The sequence below is a fragment of the Rathayibacter sp. PhB127 genome (genome assembly GCF_003751665.1).
GTDB classification, from domain to species: Bacteria; Actinomycetota; Actinomycetes; order Actinomycetales; family Microbacteriaceae; genus Rathayibacter; species Rathayibacter festucae.
The window spans coordinates 1,613,216-1,631,461 of the sequence record NZ_RKHW01000001.1; the positions used below are offsets into that span (position 1 = coordinate 1,613,216).

Sequence of the window (18,246 nt, forward strand, 5' to 3'; positions counted from 1 at the left end):
CCGACACGGCACCGGGGCCGGTCGCACCGGGCCGCGCACCGCGGAGGGTCAGAGGTAGTCGACGCCGTAGAGGTCGTCGTAGTCCGGCGCCGCATCGCCGTGCGGGGCCGTCGGGAGCGGAGCCTCGTCGTGCAGCTCGAGCACGACCGAGCTGGCCGCCGTCAGCAGCACCTCGACCCGCCCGCCGAGCACCGTCGTGAGGGACAGGAAGGCCGGGGCGGTGCGCATCGCCTCGAGCACGTCCTGCTTCGTCCGCTCCATCGTCGCGTCCGCGGCGAGGAGGTACGTCCGCTCGGACACCGTCACCTGCAGCATGGTTCCCCCGTCTCCTGGGGCCTCTCGGCCCGGGTCCTCAGCGTACGGAGCGGAGCGGATCGGGATGACCGCGTTGACCGGCCGACGGCCGTCGGCTAGGGCGCGCTCCCGCGGCCGGTGCCGGCGGGGGGACGGAGCGGTGATCCTCATGCGCTGTCCCGCCACTCCGGCCACGGCGTGACGACCGTCATCGGACCCGCGGCACCCGCACCGCCCGCGCCGCCGGGGGACAGCAGCTCCGCCAGCCGGAGCGCCGCCGCCCGGGCGATCAGCGCGCGGTCGATGGTGAGCGAGGTCAGGCTCGGGAGCATCGCCGCGCCCAGGCTCAGGCCGTCGATCCCCGCGATGCGGACGTCGCGCGGGACCTCGAGCCCGAGGCGGCTCGCCCGCTGCAGGGCGCCGAGCGCCATCATGTCGTTGAACGCGATGACGGCGTCGACCTCGGGGTGCGCGGCCAGCAGCTCGCCGAAGGCGTCGGCTCCACCCGCGATGGTCTCGCCGCCGGTCGCGACGAGCGCGGCCTCGCCGGGCGCGAGGCACTCCTCGAACCGCAGCCGGCGCGCGCTCGGGGCGTACTCGTCCGGCTCGGCGTGGTCGAGCATCCCGATGGTGCGCGCCCCGCGCTCGCGCAGCCCGGCGACCAGCGCGCGCATCCCGGGTGCGAAGTCCACGGCGATGGCGTGCACGCCCGGCAGCTCGTCGTCGCGCTCGATCAGCAGGACCGGCACTCCGCGCGCCGCCCGGCGGATCGACTCCAGGCTCTCCCGGGCGAGATAGCCGACGATGACGTCGACCTGGGTGGCCAGGTCCGCGACGATCTGCTCCTCGGACTCGTTCGTCTCGGCGACGACGACGACCTGCCAGCCGCGCGCGGCGAACTCCTCCAGCAGGTCGGCGGCGAGATCGGTGTAGTACGGGTTCCGCAGCGAGGTGATCACCAGGCCGACCGCGATGCTCTTCTGCCGGGCCATGTTGGCGGCGAACCGGCTGGGGACGTAGCCGAGGGCCTCGCTCACGGCGAGCACGCGCTCGCGGGTGGCGGCGCTGATCTCGGACATGCCGTTCATCGCGCGCGTCACGGTCTGCCGCGAGACGCCGGCCTCCCGGGCGACGTCGCGGATGGTGGCGCGCCGACCCGGCTGGTCTCTCGGCGGATGAGGGGGCATCGGCGGTTCGCCGGAGCGGTCCACGGCGGCCCTCCCTTTCTCGGTCTCGTCTGGCAACACGCATATGGCGTCAGCGGGTCGCGTCTTCGGCGACAGCTGCCTTGACAGGTCGACGGCCGCCAGCTTAGCGTGTGGGCACTCGTGGTCCGTGACCGTTCACGTGAACGGTCACGGGCCGCCGCGAACCCTGCCGCTCACCCTTCGATGGAGAAGAACACCATGCCCCTCGTCACGAACACCCTGGTCCGGCGATCGCTCGCCGGCGCGACCGCGCTCGCGCTGACGGCGGGCCTGGCGGCCTGCACGGACAGCGGTCCGGCCGCGGACGACGGCGCCGTCGACGTCCTCGTCGCGCAGAGCACGGCGCAGGTGCCGGTCGGCGAGACCCCCTGGGCCGCGGCGCTCGCGGCGGAGACCGGCTGCACGGTGAACTGGAACACGATCGACGACACCGCGTGGAACCAGCAGAAGAACCCCTCGCTCGCCGCGGGGGACGTGCCGGACATCGCGCTCCGGGCCGTCGGCGCGAACGACGCGGTGCAGTACCCGGGCCTCTTCGAGGACATCGCGCCGCACCTGGACGATCTGCCGAACGTGCGCCGGTTCTTCGAGGAGAAGCCCGACGCGCGCCGGCTGGTCGAGAACGAGAAGGGCGAGATCCACTCGCTCTCCTCGTCCCGCGGCAGCGGCTACCGCGGCTCCGGTCAGCACATGATGATCAACCGGGCCTGGCTCGACGCCCTCGGCCTCGAGGTCCCGCGGACCTGGGACGAGCTGACGACGGTGCTGCAGGCGTTCAAGACACAGGACCCGAACGGCAATGGGCAGGCGGACGAGGTCCCGTTCAACGTCCGCCGCCTTGAGACCGCCGGCTTCGGCTGGTACAGCCCGTTCCTGCTGCTGAACTCCACCGGCATCGCGACCTCGTTCAACAAGGGCCCGTCGGCGCAGGGGATCCATGTCTCCGACGGACGGGTCGCCAACTTCCTCGTCTCGGACGAGTACCGCCGGGTGGTCGCGTACCTGCACGAGCTGCTCGCGGCCGGCCTCATCCCGGCCGACGCGCTCACCAAGGACGATTCGGCGTACTACGCCGCTCAGGCGGGGGACGGGGAGACCGCGCAGATCGGCCTGATCTTCGGCTGGTCGCTCGCCGACTTCGGGGATCTCCGCGACCAGTACGTGGCGATGCCCGCTCCCGCCGCCTCCGCGAGCATGTCCGCGGAGGACGTGGTCTGGGACGGCTCGGACAACGAGTACGAGGGCGGGAAGCTCGCCGTCTCGGCGGCCGCGGCGGGCGACGAGTGCGTGTGGAAGGTGGTCGACGCCCTCTACAGCGAGAAGTACTCGATCCAGCAGTTCACCGGATCGATCCCCGAGTTCGTCACCGACGACGGCGACGGCACGTACTCGGTCACCGAGGCGTACCGGGCCGCCGTCGCGGACGGTCGCGACCCCGCGCTCGCCGACCGCCTGGCCGGCTGGATCCCCGACTCCGTCACCTTGAACGGCGACTGGAACCGGGACGATCTCCGCGAGGTGGACGACGTCTACACCGAGCAGTACTCGCACTACGACCACGTGCGCGATCTGATGCCCGACTACGTCCGGCTGTCCGCCGAGGACGCGATCACCGCCGCCAACAACGACACCGCCGTGCTCAACTTCGCGCTGCAGAAGACGTCGCAGTGGATCGCGGAGGGCGGGGTCGACGACGAGTGGGACGAGTACGTCGCCCAGCTCGAGTCGATCGGCCTCGTGCAGAACGTCGAGCTCTGGCAGAAGGCCTACGACCTCGCCACCGCGACGTCATGACACGGACGGCTCTCGACGCGTCCGCGGCCGGGGCACCCGTCGCCCCGGCCGCGGGGACGACGCTCCCGCTCCCGGTCCCGCCCCGGCCGCTGCGCGCCCTCCGGAGCGTGCGGAACCAGTGGCAGCTCTGGCTGATGGTGCTGCCGGCGCTGGTCTTCACCGCCGTCTTCGCCTACGTGCCGCTCTACGGACTCCAGCTCGCCTTCCGGACCTACGTCCCGGCGCGCGGGCTCAGCGGCGGGGAGTGGGTCGGCCTCGACTACTTCGTGCAGTTCTTCGAGTCGCCGCTGTTCTCGACGATCGTGCTGAACACCGTGCAGATCAGCCTCTGGACGCTCGCGATGGGATTCGTCGCGCCGATCGTGCTGGCGCTCCTGATCAACCAGATCAGCGCCGGCCGGCTCAAGAGCTTCGTGCAGACGATCACCTACATGCCGCACTTCATCTCGGTCGTGGTGATCGTCGCGATGATCAACATCTTCCTGCGGCCCGAGAACGGGCTTTTCGGCCGGTTCCTGCCGGGTCAGAACCTCCTCGCCGAGCCGGACGCCTTCTCGACGATCTACTGGGTGAGCGAGGTCTGGCAGCACTGCGGCTGGAACGCGATCATCTACCTCGCCGCGCTCTCGACCGTCGACACGTCGCTCTACGAGGCCGCGAAGATCGACGGCGCCGGGCGGCTCCGTCTCATCCGCTACGTCGACATCCCCACGATCCTGCCGACCGCGGCCATCCTGCTCATCCTCAACATGGGGTCGGTGCTGAGCGTCGGCTTCGAGAAGGTCTACCTGATGCAGAACTCGCTCAACCTGTCCTCCGCGGAGGTCATCGCGACCTACACCTACAAGATCGGCATCCTCAGCAATCAGTTCTCCTACTCCACCGCCATCGGCCTCTTCAACACGGTGATCAACTTCACCCTGCTGATCGTGGCCAACCAGCTCGCCAAGCGCGCCACGGGTTCCAGTGTCTTCTGAGCGCGGAGGGTCTTCTGAGCGCGGAGGGTCGAGCCGCCGCTGGGACCCCTGGACCCCGAGGGAGAGGACGTCCATGACCCCCGCACCGGACACCCGCGGCATCGCCGTCGCCGACGCCCGAGCCGGCGGCGGCGCACCCCTCCCGCCGCGCCGACGGCGCCGGACGGTGCCGAAGCGGCCGCTCGACCGGGTGATCGACGCCGTCGCCGGCCTCCTGATCGCGATCGTCGTGCTCGCCGTGCTCTACCCGCTCTGGTTCATCGTGGTGGCGTCGTTCTCCGATCCGGGTGCGGTCTCCTCGGGGCGGCTCACGCTGATCCCGGAGGGGTTCCGGCTCTCGGGCTACGAGCGGCTGCTGCAGGACGAGCGGATCTGGAACGGCTACCGGAACTCCGTCGTCTACGCCGTTCTCGGGACGGCGCTGAACCTCCTCGTCACGATCCCGGCGGCGTTCGCGCTCTCCCGGCCCGAGTTCCGTCCGCGGCGGGTGCTGCTGCTGGTGTTCGCGGTCACGCTGTTCTTCTCCGGCGGGCTGATCCCGAACTACCTGCTCTACCGCGATCTCGGGCTGCTGAACTCGATGTGGGTGTTCGTGCTCCCGGGCGCCCTCAGCGTGTTCAACCTGATCATCGCCCGGTCGTTCTTCGAGACCTCGATCCCCGAGGAGCTGCACGACGCGGCCCGCATCGACGGGGTGACCTACCTCGGCTTCTTCCTGCGGATCGTGCTCCCGCTCTCCGCCGCGATCATCGCCGTGATCGGGCTGTACTACTTCGTCGGGCACTGGAACGACTACTTCACGGGTCTGGTCTTCGTCCGCGACGCCTCGCTCCTGCCGCTGCAGAACGTGCTGCAGAGCATCCTGCTCGCGAACCAGTCGGTCGCGGGCCAGGGCGGCAGCGGCGGTCAGTCCGCGCAGCAGCTGCAGGAGACCGCCGATCAGATCAAGTACGGCGTGATCATTGTCTCGACGCTGCCGCTGCTCGTGCTCTACCCGTTCCTGCAGCGCTACTTCGACAAGGGCGTCCTGGTCGGGGCGGTGAAGGGCTGATGGCGTCGCTCGCCGAGCGCTACGAGGCGGCCTGCCGGGTCGTGCTGCTGATCGTGGTCGTCTCGGCGGCGACGGTCGTCTTCACGCTGCGCGGCGCGGTGGTCGCGGGGTTCTTCCCCGCGGTGGCCGCCGCGCACGCGGTGCACCGCGCCCGGCTGCTCGACGCCGACGGTCCCTGGTCGCTCCGGCAGACCGTCTCGCTGTTCGCGCGGTCCTGGCGGGACGAGTTCCCGCGGGCGAACCTGCCGGGGTACGTCCTTCTCGGCGTCGGCGCGGTCCTCTGGGTCGACCGCCGGATCCTCGGCGGCGTCGAGGTCGACGGACTCGGTGTGGCGGTGACCGGCGTCCTCCTCGTGGTCTCGGCCCTCTTCGCGCTGTTCGCCGTGGAGTTCTGGGTGGTCCGCGCGCACTTCGCGGAGCGGACGCGCTGGCAGCTGCGCACCACGGCCCAGCTGCTGCTCGCGCGGCCGCTCTGCACCGTGATGCTGGGCGCGGTGCTGCTCCTGCTGCTGGCGCTCGCGACGAGCCTCCCCGGGCTCGGCCTCGTCGCGGCCGGGGCCGTCCTCCCGTTCGCCGCGACCGTCGTCGTCGCCGCCTTCGGCCGGCTGCCGGGCCTCAGCCGATCCGCGGCTCGGTGCTGAGCGAACGGACGCGGCGTCGCCTCACCATGCTGGTCGAGCAGCTCCGCGGGGGCGACATCATGCTGTTCGAGCAGCCTCGCAGGGGCGTATCGAGACCCGCCGTCGGCAGCAGGGCGGTCAGAAGCGGGGCGGGAGGGCGGCGAGCAGCGTGTCGGGCTGCACGGGGAGGTCGCGGACGCGGACGCCGGTGGCGTGGAAGACGGCGTTGGCGACGGCCGCGGCGGTGCCCACGTTGCCGATCTCGCCGATGCCCTTGCCGCCCATCGGCGCGAGGTGCGGGTCCTCCTCGTCCAGCCACTCCGCGCGCAGGTCGAGCACGTCGGCGTTCGCCGCCACGTGGTACGTCGCGAAGTCGTGGTTGGCGTAGTCGCCGAGCACCGGGTCCAATGCTCCGTGCTCGTGCAGCGCCATCGAGAGGCCCATGGTCATGCCGCCGAGGAACTGCGAGCGGGCGGTCCTCGGATTGAGGATGCGGCCCGCGGCGAAGACGCCGAGCATCCGCGGCACCTGGATCTCGCCCGAGTCGAGGTCCACTCGCGCCTCGACGAAGTGGGCGCCGTAGGCGTAGCGGGCGAAGTCGCCCATCCCGGCGACGTCCTCCGTGGTGTCGACGACGACGTCGAGGCCCTCCGGGGGCAGCGGCTGCCCGTCGGCCAGCAGGGCGAGCAGGCGGTGGCAGGCCTTGGTGACGGCCCAGCCCCAGGAGCCGGTCCCCGAGGAACCGCCGGCGACCGGGCCCTGCGGCAGCGCGCTGTCGGCGATGACGATCCCGATCCGGTCGACCGGCACATCCAGCGCGTCGGCGGCGACCTGGGTGAGCACCGTGCGGGCGCCCTGGCCGATGTCGGTCGCGTTGACCGCGATCACGAAGCGGCCGCCGGGCAGCGCGGTGGCCCGCGCTCCGCTCGGCGAGGTGAGCACGGGGTAGGTGGCGCCGGCGACTCCGGTGCCGACGAGCCAGCGACCGCGGCGGTCCCTGCCGGCCCGCGGATCGCGGCTCTCCCAGCCGAACAGCTCCGCTCCGCGTCGGAAGCACTCGAGGTAGTGCCGGCTGGAGAACGGCGAGCCCGAATCGGGGTCGACGTCCGGCTCGTTGCGCACCCGCAGCTCGATGGGGTCGATCCCCGCGGCGACCGCGAGCTCGTCCATCGCCGACTCGAGCGCGTACATGCCGGGGCACTCGCCGGGGGCGCGCATCCAGCGCGGCGTCGGCACGTCGAGCGCCGCGACCCGGTGGGTGACCAGTCGGTTCGGCGCCGCGTAGAGGTGGCGGGTGGCCTCGCCGGTCTGCTCGGCGAACTCCTGGATCGTGGAGGTGTGCGAGAACGCCTCGTGGGCGATCGCGGTGAGCCGCCCCTCCGCATCGGCCGCGAGCCGGACGTGCGAGATCGTCGGCGTGCGGTAGCCGGCCAGCGCGAACATCATCTGCCGGGTGTAGGCGATCTTGATCGGTCGGCCGGTGAGGAGGGCCGCCATCGTCGCGAGCACCACGTTCGGTCGCGGCGAGCCCTTCGAGCCGAAGCCGCCGCCGACGTGCTCGCTGCGCACCCGGATCACGGAGGGATCGAGTGAGAAGAGCGTCGCCAGGGTCGACTGCACCGAGCTCGTGCCCTGCGAGGAGTCGAGGACGTCGAGGCGGCCGTCGGACCAGGTGACGACCGAGGCGTGCGGCTCCATCGGCGAGTTGAACAGCGCCGGCGTGGAGTAGCGCGCGTCGATCGAGAAAGCCGCTGCCGCGATCGCCGCGTCGACGTCGCCGTCGGAGCTGTCGGTCGCGAAGCCGGCGTTGACCTGCTCCGGCGCGTAGAGCTTCGGCTGGTCCTCGGTGAGCACGACGTCGGTCCCGGAGTCGACGTACTCGACGCGCAGCGCGGCCGCGGCCTCGCGGGCGGTCTCGAGCGTCTCGGCGAGGACGAGTGCGATGACCTGGCCGCGGTAGGCGACCGCGTGCGACTGCAGCACCTGCAGCTCGCCGTCGTCCGCGTCCTCGAGCGGCAGCGCGGAGTCGGGGGTGATCACCGAGTGCACGCCGGGCAGCGCGAGCACGGCGTCGACGTCGATCCGCCGCACCATGCCCGTCGCGACGGTCGACTGCACCGGCCAGGCGTGCAGCAGTCCCTCCGGCGAGTGCTCGAAGGCGTAGCGGGCCGCGCCGGTGACCTTCTCGCGGCCCTCCAGCCGGGCCAGCGGTGTGCCCAGTGGTGCGCCCAGCGGTGTGCCCAATGCCGTGCCGAGCGCGGTCATGCCGCCACCTCCTCGTCGAGTCCGGCGAGCTCGGCGAGGATGCCGACGATCAGCCTGGTGAGCAGCGGGACCTTGAAGGCGTTCTGCTCGGTCGGCGTCGCGGCGGCGAGCTCCGCCTCCGCCGCGCGCGTGAACGCCTCGACGGTCGCGGGGCCGCCGCGGAGCAGGTCCTCCGCGACCCGCGCGCGCCACGGGAGGTGGGCGGCGGCACCGAGCGCCAGACGGAGGTCGGTCACGGTCCCGTCGGTCACCTCGAGGGCCGCGGCGACCGAGCCGAGCGCGAAGGCGTAGGAGCGGCGATCGCGGGCCTTGCGGTAGGTCGAGGTCACGGCGAACGGCAGCGGCGGCAGCTCCACGGCGGTGATCAGCGCACGGGCCGGCAGGTTCGTGTCCCGCTCGGGGTGCTCGCCGGGGAGTCGGAAGAAGTCGGTGATCGGCAGGCTCGCCGGCCCGTCGACGGTCTCGAAGCGGACGGCGGCGTCGAGCGCGGTGAGCGCGACGGCCATGTCGCCGGGATGGGTCGCGATGCAGACGTGCCCGGGGTCGGCGTCGGTGGCGATGCCGAGGATCGCCAGCTCGCGGGAGACGCCCTTCAGTGCGGAGCAGCCGGTGCCGGGCTCCCGCTTGTTGCACGGCTTCGAGACGTCGGTGAAGGAGGTGCAGCGGGTGCGCTGCAGCAGGTTGCCGCCGGTCGAGGCCTGGTTGCGCAGCTGACCGGAGGCGCCGGCGAGCAGCGCGCGGCTGAGCGCCGGGTAGCGGCGCCGGACGAGCGGGTGCGCGGCGAGGTCGCTGTTGGCGACTCCCGCGCCGATCAGGAGTCCGCCCTCGGCCGTCTCCTCGACGCCGCCGAAGTCGACGCGGCTGACGTCGACGAGACCCGCCGGGCGCTCGACGCCGAGCTTCATCAGGTCGACGAGGTTGGTGCCGCCGGCGAGCGGCCTCGCCTCGGGCGACGCGGCGAGCAGGCGCACGGCGTCGGCGACGTCCGCGGCCCGCTGGTACTCGAAGGTCCTCATCGCGCGGTCTCCGTCTCGCTCGGGTGCGCCGCCGTGTCGTGGACGGCGGGCACGATGTTCGCGTAGGCGCCACAGCGGCAGAGGTTGCCGCTCATCCGCTCGCGCACCTCCTCGTCGTCGAGCACGACGTCGTCGGGCACGTCGTCGGCGCCCAGGTCGGCGGTGACGTGGCTGGGCATGCCCGCGCGCGCCTCGGCGAGCATCCCGACCACTGAGCAGATCTGCCCCGGGGTGCAGTAGCCGCACTGGTAGGCGTCGCGCTCGAGGAACGCCCGCTGCACCGGATGCAGGTCGTCGCCGTCGGCCAGGCCCTCGATCGTGGTCACCTCGCGGCCGTCGACCGATACCGCCAGCACGAGGCAGCTGTTGGTCCGGCGTCCGTCGAGCAGCACGGTGCAGGCGCCGCACTGGCCGTGATCGCAGCCCTTCTTCGAGCCGGTGAGGTCGAGCCGCTCCCGGAGCAGATCGAGGAGCGTGGTGCGGTTGTCGACCTCGACCGCTCTCGACTCGCCGTTCACGGTGACGTCGATCGCGGTCGACGGCACGGACCCGGTCTCGCTGCGCTGCGCCATGGCTGAAAGCTACCCGCGGGAGAGGCCGCACGAGGGGGCCCTTCTCGGGCGGGCCGCGGAGGGCTACCCTCCGCCCGCGACGCCGCGCGCCGGGTAGAGCGCGACCGCCTCCGGATCGATCACGAAGTCGACCTCGTCGTCGATCCCCGCGCCGAGGGCGGCGAGCTGCGCGGGGGAGAGGTCGGCCGCGATACCGGCGGCGCGCACCCGCACGAGGTCGCCGCGCCGCTCGAGGTCGCGGATGCGGGCGCGGACGCGGCCAGCGGCGGGCGATCCCGGCAGGGCCGGCGCGACCGTCACGGAGGCGGGCCGGAACGCGGCCGCTGCCCGCGCGCCCGCGGCGACGGAGCCCGCCGCCCGCAGCTCCACGCCGTCGTCGGTCCGCAGCCCGGTGCCGGTCGCCGTGCCCGTCAGCAGATTGAGCGCGGCGAGCTCCGCGGTGAAGGGGCTCTGCGGGCGCTCCAGCACCTCGTGGGTGGGGCCGTCCTCGATCACCCGACCGCCGTGCAGCACCACGACGCGGTCGGCCAGCGTGTAGGCGTCGAGCACGTCGTGGGTGATCAGGATCGTGGTCCGCCCGGGCAGGACGCGGCGGAGCATCCGCCGCAGCAGCGGGGCGACCGCGACATCCAGGGCCGCCATCGGCTCGTCGAGCAGCAGCAGCTCCGGACTCGGGGCGAGCGCCCGGGCCAGGGCCACCCGCTGCGCCTGCCCGCCCGAGAGCTGTGCCGGGCGGCGGTCGGCGAGGTCGACGGCGTCGACGGCCTCGAGCCAGGTGCGCGCGGTCTCGGCCGCGGCGGAGCGGCCGGCGCCGGTGCTCCGTGGCCCGAAGGCGACGTTGTCGAGCACGCTGAGGTGCGGGAAGAGCAGCGGGTCCTGGGCGAGCAGCGCGACACTGCGGCGGTGCGGCGGCAGGTGCAGGCGGCGGGCGGCGTCGAAAAGGGTCGCTCCGGCCAGGACCGCGCGTCCGTCGTCGGCGCGGAGGAGGCCGGCGAGCAGCCCGACGAGCGTGGACTTGCCGGCGCCGTTCGGGCCGAGGACGGCCGTGGTCGTCCCGGTCTCGACCCGCAGCGCGACCTCGACGCCGCGGGCGTGCAGCCGCGCGTCGATCTCGAGGGTCACGGACGCACCACCGCCCGGGCGGCGCGCGGCCGCCGATGCGCGAGCCCGATCACGAGGACGGCGACGACGACCAGCACCAGCGAGAGGGCGACGGCGGCGTCCGGGTCGGTCTCGCGCTGCAGGTAGATCTCGAGCGGGAGGGTGCGGGTCACGCCCTGCAGACTGCCGGCGAAGGTCAGCGTCGCGCCGAACTCGCCGAGCGCGCGGGCGAAGGAGAGGATCGCGCCGGAGAGCAGCCCGGGCAGGATCAGCGGGAGGGTGACCCGGCGCAGCACGGTCGAGGGCCGGGCGCCGAGGGTCGCGGCGACGCTCTCGTAGCGGTCGCCGGCCGAGCGGAGCGCCCCCTCGAGGCTGAGCACGAGGAACGGGAGGGCGACGAAGGTCTGCGCGAGGATCACCGCGGTGGTGGAGAACGCGATCCGGATCCCGAGCGCCTCGAGGGCGCCGCCGAGCAGGCCGAGCCGGCCGAAGGTGTAGAGCAGGGCGATGCCGCCGACCACCGGGGGCAGCACGAGCGGGAGCAGCACGAGGGCGCGCACCAGGCCCTGGCCGGGGAAGGAGGTGCGCGCGAGCGTCAGCGCCATCGGCACGCCGATCACGAGGCAGAGTGCGGTGGCGGCGGTGGCGGTGCGCAGGCTCAGCAGGAGCGCCGCGATCGAGGAGTCCGAGGTGATCAGCGGCACGAACCCGGCCCAGTCGACACGGGTGAGGACGCCGACCAGCGGCAGCAGGACGAAGGCACCGCCGACGACCGCGACGGCGACGACCCAGCGGGGGACTCCGGCGGAGAGCGTCACCGGCCGGCGGGTCGCGGGCGAGCGGGTCACGGGCGAGCGCGTCACGCCTTGCCGCTCGGGGTCTCCACCACGACCATCGTCGCCTTGACGATCGCGATCGCGGGCGAGCCCGGCTCGAGGCCGAGCTCGCGGACGGCCTCGGCGGACATCAGCGAGACGACGCGGTGCGGGCCGCACTGCAGCTCGACCTGCGCCATCACGGTGTCGGAGACGACCTCGGTGACGATGCCGACGAAGCGGTTGCGCGCCGAGCGGCCCACCTCGCTCGGGTCGACGGGGAGGATCGCGTTCTGCCGGGCGAGCCGGGCGAGGTCGAGCCCCTCGACGACGCTGCGGCCGGCGGCGTCCTTGCTGCTCGCGAGGGTGCCGTTCTCGATCCAGCGGCGGACGGTGTCGTCGCTGACGCCGAGGTAGTCGGCGGCGTTCCTGATGCGGATCTGCGGCATGGTCAGGGTGCTCCTGTCTCGGGGGCCCCGAATCCTGCAGCCGCGAGGACACGGCGGCCCTCGTCACCGGCGACGTACGCGGTGAAGGCGGCCGCGAGGTCCGGGTCCGCGGAGCCGGCGACCGGGGCGATCGGGTAGATGTTCACGGCCTGCGCCGATTCGGTGAACTCGATGCCGGTCACCGCGTCGCCGGCGGCGGCGACGTCGGTGACGTAGACCAGGCCGGCGTCGGCCTCCCCCGAGGTGACCTTGCCGAGGACGTCGGTGACCGACGACTCCTCGCTGACAGGCTGGAGGTCGACGCCGGTCGCGGTCTCCACGGTGACCGTCGCGGCGCCGCACGGGACCTGCGCCGCGCAGACGACCGTCTTCACGCCCTCGCGGGCGAGGTCGGCGAAAGAGGCGATGCCCGCGGGGTTGGCCGGCGGGACGGCGATCTCGAGGGTGTTGGTCGCGAAGTCGACGGGCTCGCCCTCGATGAGGTCGGCGTCGGTGAGCTTCGCCATGTTCTTCTCGTCGGCCGAGGCGAACACGTCGGCGGGCGCGCCGTTGGTGATCTGGGTCACCAGGTCGGAGGAGCCGGCGAAGGTCAGCTCGACGGCGGTACCCGGATGCTCGGCCTCGAAGGCCGTCGCGATCTCGGTGAAGGTGCCCTTCAGCGACGCGGCGGCGTAGACGGTGATCGAGCCGGAGAGCTCGCTGGTCGCGGTCGACCCGCTCGAGGCCTCGGGCGTCGCGGACTCGGCGGGTGCCGAGGCGGAGCAGCCGGCCAGGGCCGCGAGGAGGGCCGCGGAGGAGAGCAGTGCGGCGGCGGCGCGGGGGAGCGTCATGGAGGAGCCTTCCGGTGTTCGACGGAGCGGGAAGGAGTTCCGCTTCTGCGTCTTAGAGGCCACTCTATTCCCGCGAAGGCGGAGCGGTGGCCGCACCGCGTCGGAGATCGCGGATCGGCCTCCACCCGGCGTCGGCAGGGCGAGTGTGCAGACCTGACGTGCTGGTGACGGCGGGTCTCGATACGCCCCTGCGGGGCTACTCGACCAGCATGATGGCGGGCGGCGGACACGCCCTTCCGACTCCTGGGAGGGAGCGTCCTCTTCGTGTCGGCCTTCCCATGCTGATCGAGTGGCCCGCGCAGCGCCGCGTCCCGCGGCTACTCGACCGGCATGAGGCGTCAGCGGGTGGTGGCGAGCACGTCCGCGTAGCGCTCGATCGGGTCGAGGGCGAGCCCCGGCTTCACCGCTCGGGCGACATCGTCCGCGAGGACCTCGGCGGCGCCGCGCTCGAGGCCGTCGAGGGCGGCCGTCACGATCGCCTCGGGGCTCGACTTCGGAGCGTCCGACCACGAGGCCATGTCGGTGTCGACGAGGCCCATGTGCAGGCCGAGCACCTGCGTGCCCTGCGGGGCGAGGGCCAGGCGCAGGCCGTCGGTGACGCTCCAGGCCGCGGCCTTGGACATCGAGTACGACTCCGAGCCCGGGAACGAGACGAAGGCCGACACGGAGAGCACGTTGAGCACGGCGCCGCCACCCGCGCGGCCGAGGCTCCCGGCGAAGGCGCGCGCGAGCATCAGCGGCGCGAAGGCGTTGGTCTCGACGGTGCGGCGGATCTCGTCGAGGTCGCCGGTGACGAAGTCGACGGTGGGGGCGATGCCGGCGTTGTTGACGACGATCGACACGTCGCCGAGGGTCGCCGCGAGCTCGGCGATGCGGTCCTGATCGGTCACGTCGAGCGCGATCGGCACGACGCCCGGCGCGGCGGCGATCGTCGAGGCGTCCCGCGCTGCGGCGTAGACGGTGCGGGCGCCGCGGGCCGTCAGCTGCCGGACGAACTCGGCGCCGATGCCGCGGTTGGCGCCGGTCACGAGCACGACGGAGTCCTGGATCTGCATGGGAGGGCCTTTCTGTAATGGTCGATAAAGAACTGGTGCGACGCACGCTATCACGTTCCGTAGCGACTGTTATAGAATCGGAGCATGGCAGGACGACCGAGGGGCTTCGACCGCGACGAGGCGCTCGATACGGCGATGCGCCGCTTCTGGAGCGACGGCTACGACGAGACGACGGTCGCCGTGCTCACTCGCGAGATCGGCATCTCGGCGCCGAGCCTCTACGCGGCCTTCGGCGACAAGGACGAGCTCTTCCGGGCCGCGGCGAGCTGCTACGCCGACACCGCCGACGCCGCCCTCGCCCGGCTCCTCGACGCGCCGACGGCCTGGGATGCGCTGGCCGCCGTCGTCCGCTCGAGCGCCGCGGGCTACTCCGACCCGGGCACGCCCTCCGGCTGCTTCGTGCTGAGCGAACCGCGCCTCACTGAGCGCCGCCGTTCGATGGAGGACGTCATCGCCGCCCGCATCGAGCGGGGAATCGCGGAGCGGGATGTGCCGGCCGGCACCGACGCGGCGCGGACGGCGGCCTTCGTCGTCGCGGTGCTGACGGGGATGTCGACTCAGGCTCGCGACGGCGGCAGCGCCGAGCGCGTCGCCGAGATCGGCGAGCTCGCCCTCGCGGCGCTGCCCCGCTCGTGACCGCCGCGCCAGGGAGCACCCGGCAGCACCTCGCCGCCGCCGCCGATCTCGCCCGCCGGCACCTGGAGCATCCGGAGCGCGCCGCCGCGCTGGACCTGCGGCTGCACCGGGTCACGGCGCCGACCTCGCTGGTCTACACGCGCTTCCCGCCGACACTGAGCCTCGTCCTCTCCGGCCGCAAGCGCTCGATCGTCGGCGACTCGGACGAGCAGTGGGGCGCCGGCCGCTTCCTGATCACGCCGGTCGACCTGCCGGTGATCGCGGCCGTCGTCGAGACCGGCGAGCAGGGCGACTTCGTCTCGGCCAATTGGCACCTCGATCCGGTGCTCGTCGCCGAGGTCGCCGGGCTCGTCGCGCACCGCCCCGCTGCGGCGATCCCGGAGCGGATCGGCACGATCACCCCGGAGCTCGCCGACGCGCTGCACCGCCTGTTCCGGCTCCTGGACGCACCGGAGGAGATCCCGGTGCTCGGGCCGGCGGTGTCGCGCGAGCTGGTGCTCCGCCTGCTGCAGAGCGACCAGGCGCCGCGCCTGCTGTCGGCGTCGTCCGCCGTCCGCTCGGCCGCGGTGACCCGGGCGGTCGACGCGATGACCGCCGCTCTCGCGCACGGCTGGACGCTCGACGCGCTGGCCGCCGAGGCGAGCACGAGCGTGCCGACGCTCACCCGGCGGTTCCGCGAGCTGACCGGGATGTCGCCGCTCGGCTACCTGCGCCGACTGCGGCTGGGCGAGGCGCGGCGCCTCCTGCTGGTGCGCGGCGAGACGGCCGCGGGCGCGGCGGCAGCGGTGGGCTACGCCAGCGCGTCGCACTTCGGCCGCGACTACCGCCGCGCCTACGAGACGACCCCCGCCGCCGACGCCGCCCTGCACCCGGGCCGGCTGGTGCAGGTCGACTGACCTGCTCCCCGACACCGGCTCGGGTCAGCGCCGCGCGCCGACGATGCCGCCGTCGACCAGCAGGGTCGTGCCGTGCACGTAGGACGCCTCGTCGGTCGCGAGCCAGCGCACGGCCTGGGCGATCTCGTCCGGGCGGCCGGGCCGGCCGGCGGGAGTCGGGGCGGTCATCGCGTCGAGGATCGCCGAGGCGTGCTCGTTGCCGGGGGTGAGCGTCGCGCCGGGGGCGACCGCGACGACGCGCACGCCGTCCGCGCCGTACTCGGCCGCCCAGGCGCGGGTCAGGTGGTCGAGCGCCGCCTTGGTCGCCGGGTAGAGGGCGGTGCCGAGGGTGCCGACGCGCCCCATCCACGACGTGATGTTGATGATCACGCCGGAGCCGCGCTCGGCCATCGTCGGCGCGATCGCTCCGACGAGCTGGTGCGGGACCCGGATGTTGGTGACGAGCAGCGCGTCGACGTCGGCGTCGCTCAGCTCGGCGGTCGGGCCGACAGGGAAGACGCCGGCGTTGTTGACGAGCACGTCGATCCGGCCGCCGAGCAGGCGCAGCGCCTCGGCGGCGACGGCGCGGGTGGCGTCGGGCGTGCCGCCGAGGTCGGCGACGAGCACGGAGGCGGTGCCGCCGGCCGCGGTGATCGCCTCCGCGACCGCCTCGGTGCGCGCGCGGTCGCGGCCGTGCACGAGGACGTGCGCGCCGGACGAGGCGAGCCGGTGGGCGATGGCCTCGCCGAGCCCGCTGGAGGAGCCGGTGACGAGGGCGGTGCGTCCGGCGAGCCGGTCGTCGACGGGGAGGGGGACTGTGGTGGTGTCGGTCATGGATCCAGCCTCGCGGCGCGGGTCACCGGCCGGTGTCCTGATCGGATCGAGGCCTGTCGCGATCCGATCACGGCGCAGCCCCCGCCCCGGACGCGTGCCGATCGAGCATCCCCTGCATGCTGATCGAGTAGCCCGTGGAGCGGGCGCACCGAGATCCACCGTGCTGGCCTGAACGGGTCTCGATACGCCCCTGCGGGGCTGCTCGACCAGCATCTCTGCGGGCGTCTCTTCCAAGTAGATCCACCGTGCTGGCCTGAGCGGGTCTCGATACGCCCCTCCGGGGCTGCTCGACCAGCATGTGCGCGGTCGTCTCTTCCTCATGGATCCACCGTCGTCAGAACGGTGCGGGTACGTCGGCGAAGCGGGGCCCCGGTGGCGGGTCGGGTGGTCGGCCGGGGAGTGGCGGTGGGCGGTTGCTGATCCGCCGGCCGGTCGGGCTCGTCCAGACGATCGTTCCGTCGTCGTGTCTGACGTACGTCCACTGGTCCCCGTGCCGGATGTGGTGGTGGGACGTGCAGAGGGAGACGAGGTTCTCCAGGGAGGTCTCGCCGCCGTTGCGCCACTCGAGGGTGTGGTCGGCCTCGCTTGTGCTGGCGGGGCGGGTGCAGCCGGCGAAGCGGCAGGTCTGGTCCCGCAGCTGCAGGTGCAGGCGCATCTGCGGCGGCGGGACACGGTAGGTGCGGCCCACGGAGACGACGGCGCCGGTCTCCGGATCGGTCAGAACGCGGGTGAAGGAGGCGGCCGTGCGGATCAGCTCGCGGGCGACGGCGGCGGGCACGGGGCCGTAGCCGTCGAGGTCCGCGGGAGCGTCGTCCAGGCCGACGGCCGTCGACGCGGCGAGGGTCAGCCGGACCTCGGCTCGCACTCCGGGGACGAAGGTCGGGTCCGGCCGATGATGAGGGTCCGGTGTCGTGCCGGCGATGTCGCCGTCGCAGAGGAGATCGACGGCCGCGTCGGCGCTGAGCTGCTGGAGGGTGCGGGGGTCGCCGTCGTCGCGGAGGGTGCGGGCGATGCGGCGCAGCCGGTCGTAGGCGCCCGTCACCGCCGGTGCGGGAGCGTGGACGCAGAGGGTCGCCATCCCGTCGACGTCCGGGGTGACCCAGACGGCGCGGTCCTGGCGAGCGCGGGCGTGGCGCTCGGTGAGGGGCTGCTCGTGCAGCTCCTCGCGCCAGCGGGGCAGGGCGCGGCGCAGCTGCGCGGTCGTCATCGTGATCGCGGCGTCTGCCGCGCGCTCGTCGAGTGCCGCGCGGGAGGCCTCGGGGAGGCTGCTCGCGGTTCTGCAGATAGCCTCGCCGGCCTGCCAGAGGATCCGCGCGTCCCTCAGCAGGGCGCGGGTGAGGCAAAGGTGCTCCATCAGCAGCTGTGCGGTTTCGAGGCGTCGGGAGACGTCCCGCTCGGAGACGCCGAGCGTCACCGCGAGCTCGGCGCGGATGGAGCGCTCGACGAGGTCGCGGGTCTCGCTCCGGGAGGAGCCCCGGGCGAACGCCTCCGGGACGGTGAGCGCGACGCGGTAGCCGCGGTGCATGCGTTCTGCGGCCCTGAGGCGCGTCGGGGAGGCGGCGCGCTCGGTGGCCGCGGCGTCGGTGAAGCAGTCGCGCACCTCCGCGAGTGCTGCCGCATTCTCATCTTCTGACATACGCGTATTGAAGCAGGAGCCACCGACACCGGAGGCGGAACCATCGGCTGATCGGGGACAACGCCGTCGGATCGCGAGTGTGGAGGAGACTCGCTCCCGGGTCTCTCGGTGATGGTGAGTCTCGATACGCCGCCGGAGGCGGCTACTCGACCAGCATGCAGGGGTCGCCAGAGGCGGCTAGTCGACCGGCATGAAGCCCACGACCCGCATCGCGGCGG

General features: G+C 73.1%; 18 protein-coding genes. 6 read left to right on the forward strand and 12 right to left on the reverse strand.

Going from position 1 to position 18,246, the window contains the following annotated elements:
• Positions 1 to 48 precede the first annotated feature (48 nt).
• Positions 49 to 315 carry a hypothetical protein gene (locus tag EDF22_RS07700; protein WP_123445913.1) on the reverse strand — a complete coding sequence of 89 codons (267 nt, stop codon included), beginning with the start codon at positions 313 to 315 and terminating at the stop codon, positions 49 to 51.
• A gap of 146 nt (positions 316 to 461) precedes the next feature.
• Positions 462 to 1,481 (reverse strand): LacI family DNA-binding transcriptional regulator, encoded by a 1,020-nt coding sequence (locus EDF22_RS07705; protein WP_148059142.1) that lies wholly within the window; start codon positions 1,479 to 1,481, stop codon positions 462 to 464.
• Between the two features lie 219 nt (positions 1,482 to 1,700).
• Here EDF22_RS07705 and EDF22_RS07710 point away from each other — a divergent pair, with 219 nt between their 5' ends.
• The 4 genes from EDF22_RS07710 (at position 1,701) to EDF22_RS07725 (ending at position 5,965) form a co-directional block, all read left to right on the forward strand.
• Positions 1,701 to 3,296, forward strand: coding sequence for an extracellular solute-binding protein (locus tag EDF22_RS07710; protein ID WP_221180892.1), 1,596 nt, complete (start codon positions 1,701 to 1,703; stop codon positions 3,294 to 3,296).
• Positions 3,293 to 4,273 (forward strand): sugar ABC transporter permease, encoded by a 981-nt coding sequence (locus EDF22_RS07715; RefSeq protein WP_123703693.1) that lies wholly within the window; start codon positions 3,293 to 3,295, stop codon positions 4,271 to 4,273. Before EDF22_RS07710 ends, EDF22_RS07715 begins: the two co-directional genes overlap by 4 nt.
• Before the next feature lie 73 nt (positions 4,274 to 4,346).
• Positions 4,347 to 5,324, forward strand: coding sequence for a carbohydrate ABC transporter permease (locus tag EDF22_RS07720; RefSeq protein ID WP_123703695.1), 978 nt, complete (start codon positions 4,347 to 4,349; stop codon positions 5,322 to 5,324).
• Positions 5,324 to 5,965 (forward strand): YesL family protein, encoded by a 642-nt coding sequence (locus EDF22_RS07725; protein ID WP_123703697.1) that lies wholly within the window; start codon positions 5,324 to 5,326, stop codon positions 5,963 to 5,965. Before EDF22_RS07720 ends, EDF22_RS07725 begins: the two co-directional genes overlap by 1 nt.
• Positions 5,966 to 6,082: 117 nt before the next feature.
• Here the strand turns inward: EDF22_RS07725 and EDF22_RS07730 are convergent, their stop codons facing one another.
• The 8 genes from EDF22_RS07730 to EDF22_RS07765 form a co-directional block, all read right to left on the reverse strand.
• Entirely contained in the window at positions 6,083 to 8,209 is a 2,127-nt protein-coding gene (locus EDF22_RS07730; protein ID WP_123703699.1) for a xanthine dehydrogenase family protein molybdopterin-binding subunit, read from the reverse strand.
• Positions 8,206 to 9,225: a xanthine dehydrogenase family protein subunit M gene (locus EDF22_RS07735; protein ID WP_123703701.1), complete on the reverse strand. Its 1,020-nt coding sequence runs from the start codon at positions 9,223 to 9,225 to the stop codon at positions 8,206 to 8,208. The genes EDF22_RS07730 and EDF22_RS07735 overlap by 4 nt, the downstream gene beginning before the upstream one ends.
• Positions 9,222 to 9,797: a 2Fe-2S iron-sulfur cluster-binding protein gene (locus EDF22_RS07740; RefSeq protein WP_123703703.1), complete on the reverse strand. Its 576-nt coding sequence runs from the start codon at positions 9,795 to 9,797 to the stop codon at positions 9,222 to 9,224. Before EDF22_RS07740 ends, EDF22_RS07735 begins: the two co-directional genes overlap by 4 nt.
• Positions 9,798 to 9,860: 63 nt before the next feature.
• The gene (locus EDF22_RS07745; protein ID WP_123703705.1) at positions 9,861 to 10,919 is read right to left on the reverse strand and encodes a sulfate/molybdate ABC transporter ATP-binding protein; all 1,059 of its coding nucleotides are present in this window, start codon (positions 10,917 to 10,919) and stop codon (positions 9,861 to 9,863) included.
• Positions 10,916 to 11,761: an ABC transporter permease gene (locus tag EDF22_RS07750; protein ID WP_397460137.1), complete on the reverse strand. Its 846-nt coding sequence runs from the start codon at positions 11,759 to 11,761 to the stop codon at positions 10,916 to 10,918. The genes EDF22_RS07745 and EDF22_RS07750 overlap by 4 nt, the downstream gene beginning before the upstream one ends.
• Entirely contained in the window at positions 11,758 to 12,162 is a 405-nt protein-coding gene (locus EDF22_RS07755) for a molybdopterin-binding protein (protein ID WP_123703707.1), read from the reverse strand. Before EDF22_RS07755 ends, EDF22_RS07750 begins: the two co-directional genes overlap by 4 nt.
• A gap of 2 nt (positions 12,163 to 12,164) precedes the next feature.
• On the reverse strand, positions 12,165 to 12,992 hold the full coding sequence (modA, locus tag EDF22_RS07760; protein WP_123703709.1) for a molybdate ABC transporter substrate-binding protein: 828 nt from the start codon (positions 12,990 to 12,992) through the stop codon (positions 12,165 to 12,167).
• 338 nt (positions 12,993 to 13,330) lie between these two features.
• Positions 13,331 to 14,047 (reverse strand): SDR family oxidoreductase, encoded by a 717-nt coding sequence (locus EDF22_RS07765; RefSeq protein ID WP_123703711.1) that lies wholly within the window; start codon positions 14,045 to 14,047, stop codon positions 13,331 to 13,333.
• An 84-nt stretch (positions 14,048 to 14,131) separates the two neighbouring features.
• Here EDF22_RS07765 and EDF22_RS07770 point away from each other — a divergent pair, with 84 nt between their 5' ends.
• Together EDF22_RS07770 and EDF22_RS07775 are read left to right on the forward strand one after the other, a co-directional pair.
• The gene (locus EDF22_RS07770; protein WP_123703713.1) at positions 14,132 to 14,683 is read left to right on the forward strand and encodes a TetR/AcrR family transcriptional regulator; all 552 of its coding nucleotides are present in this window, start codon (positions 14,132 to 14,134) and stop codon (positions 14,681 to 14,683) included.
• Positions 14,680 to 15,579: an AraC family transcriptional regulator gene (locus EDF22_RS07775; RefSeq protein ID WP_123703715.1), complete on the forward strand. Its 900-nt coding sequence runs from the start codon at positions 14,680 to 14,682 to the stop codon at positions 15,577 to 15,579. Before EDF22_RS07770 ends, EDF22_RS07775 begins: the two co-directional genes overlap by 4 nt.
• Positions 15,580 to 15,603: 24 nt before the next feature.
• Here EDF22_RS07775 and EDF22_RS07780 read toward each other — a convergent pair whose 3' ends face one another.
• Complete coding sequence (locus EDF22_RS07780) at positions 15,604 to 16,392, reverse strand: SDR family NAD(P)-dependent oxidoreductase (RefSeq protein WP_123703717.1); 789 nt, start codon at positions 16,390 to 16,392, stop codon at positions 15,604 to 15,606.
• Between the two features lie 334 nt (positions 16,393 to 16,726).
• The gene (locus EDF22_RS07785) at positions 16,727 to 18,028 is read right to left on the reverse strand and encodes an HNH endonuclease signature motif containing protein (RefSeq protein ID WP_123703719.1); all 1,302 of its coding nucleotides are present in this window, start codon (positions 18,026 to 18,028) and stop codon (positions 16,727 to 16,729) included.
• Positions 18,029 to 18,246 lie beyond the last annotated feature (218 nt).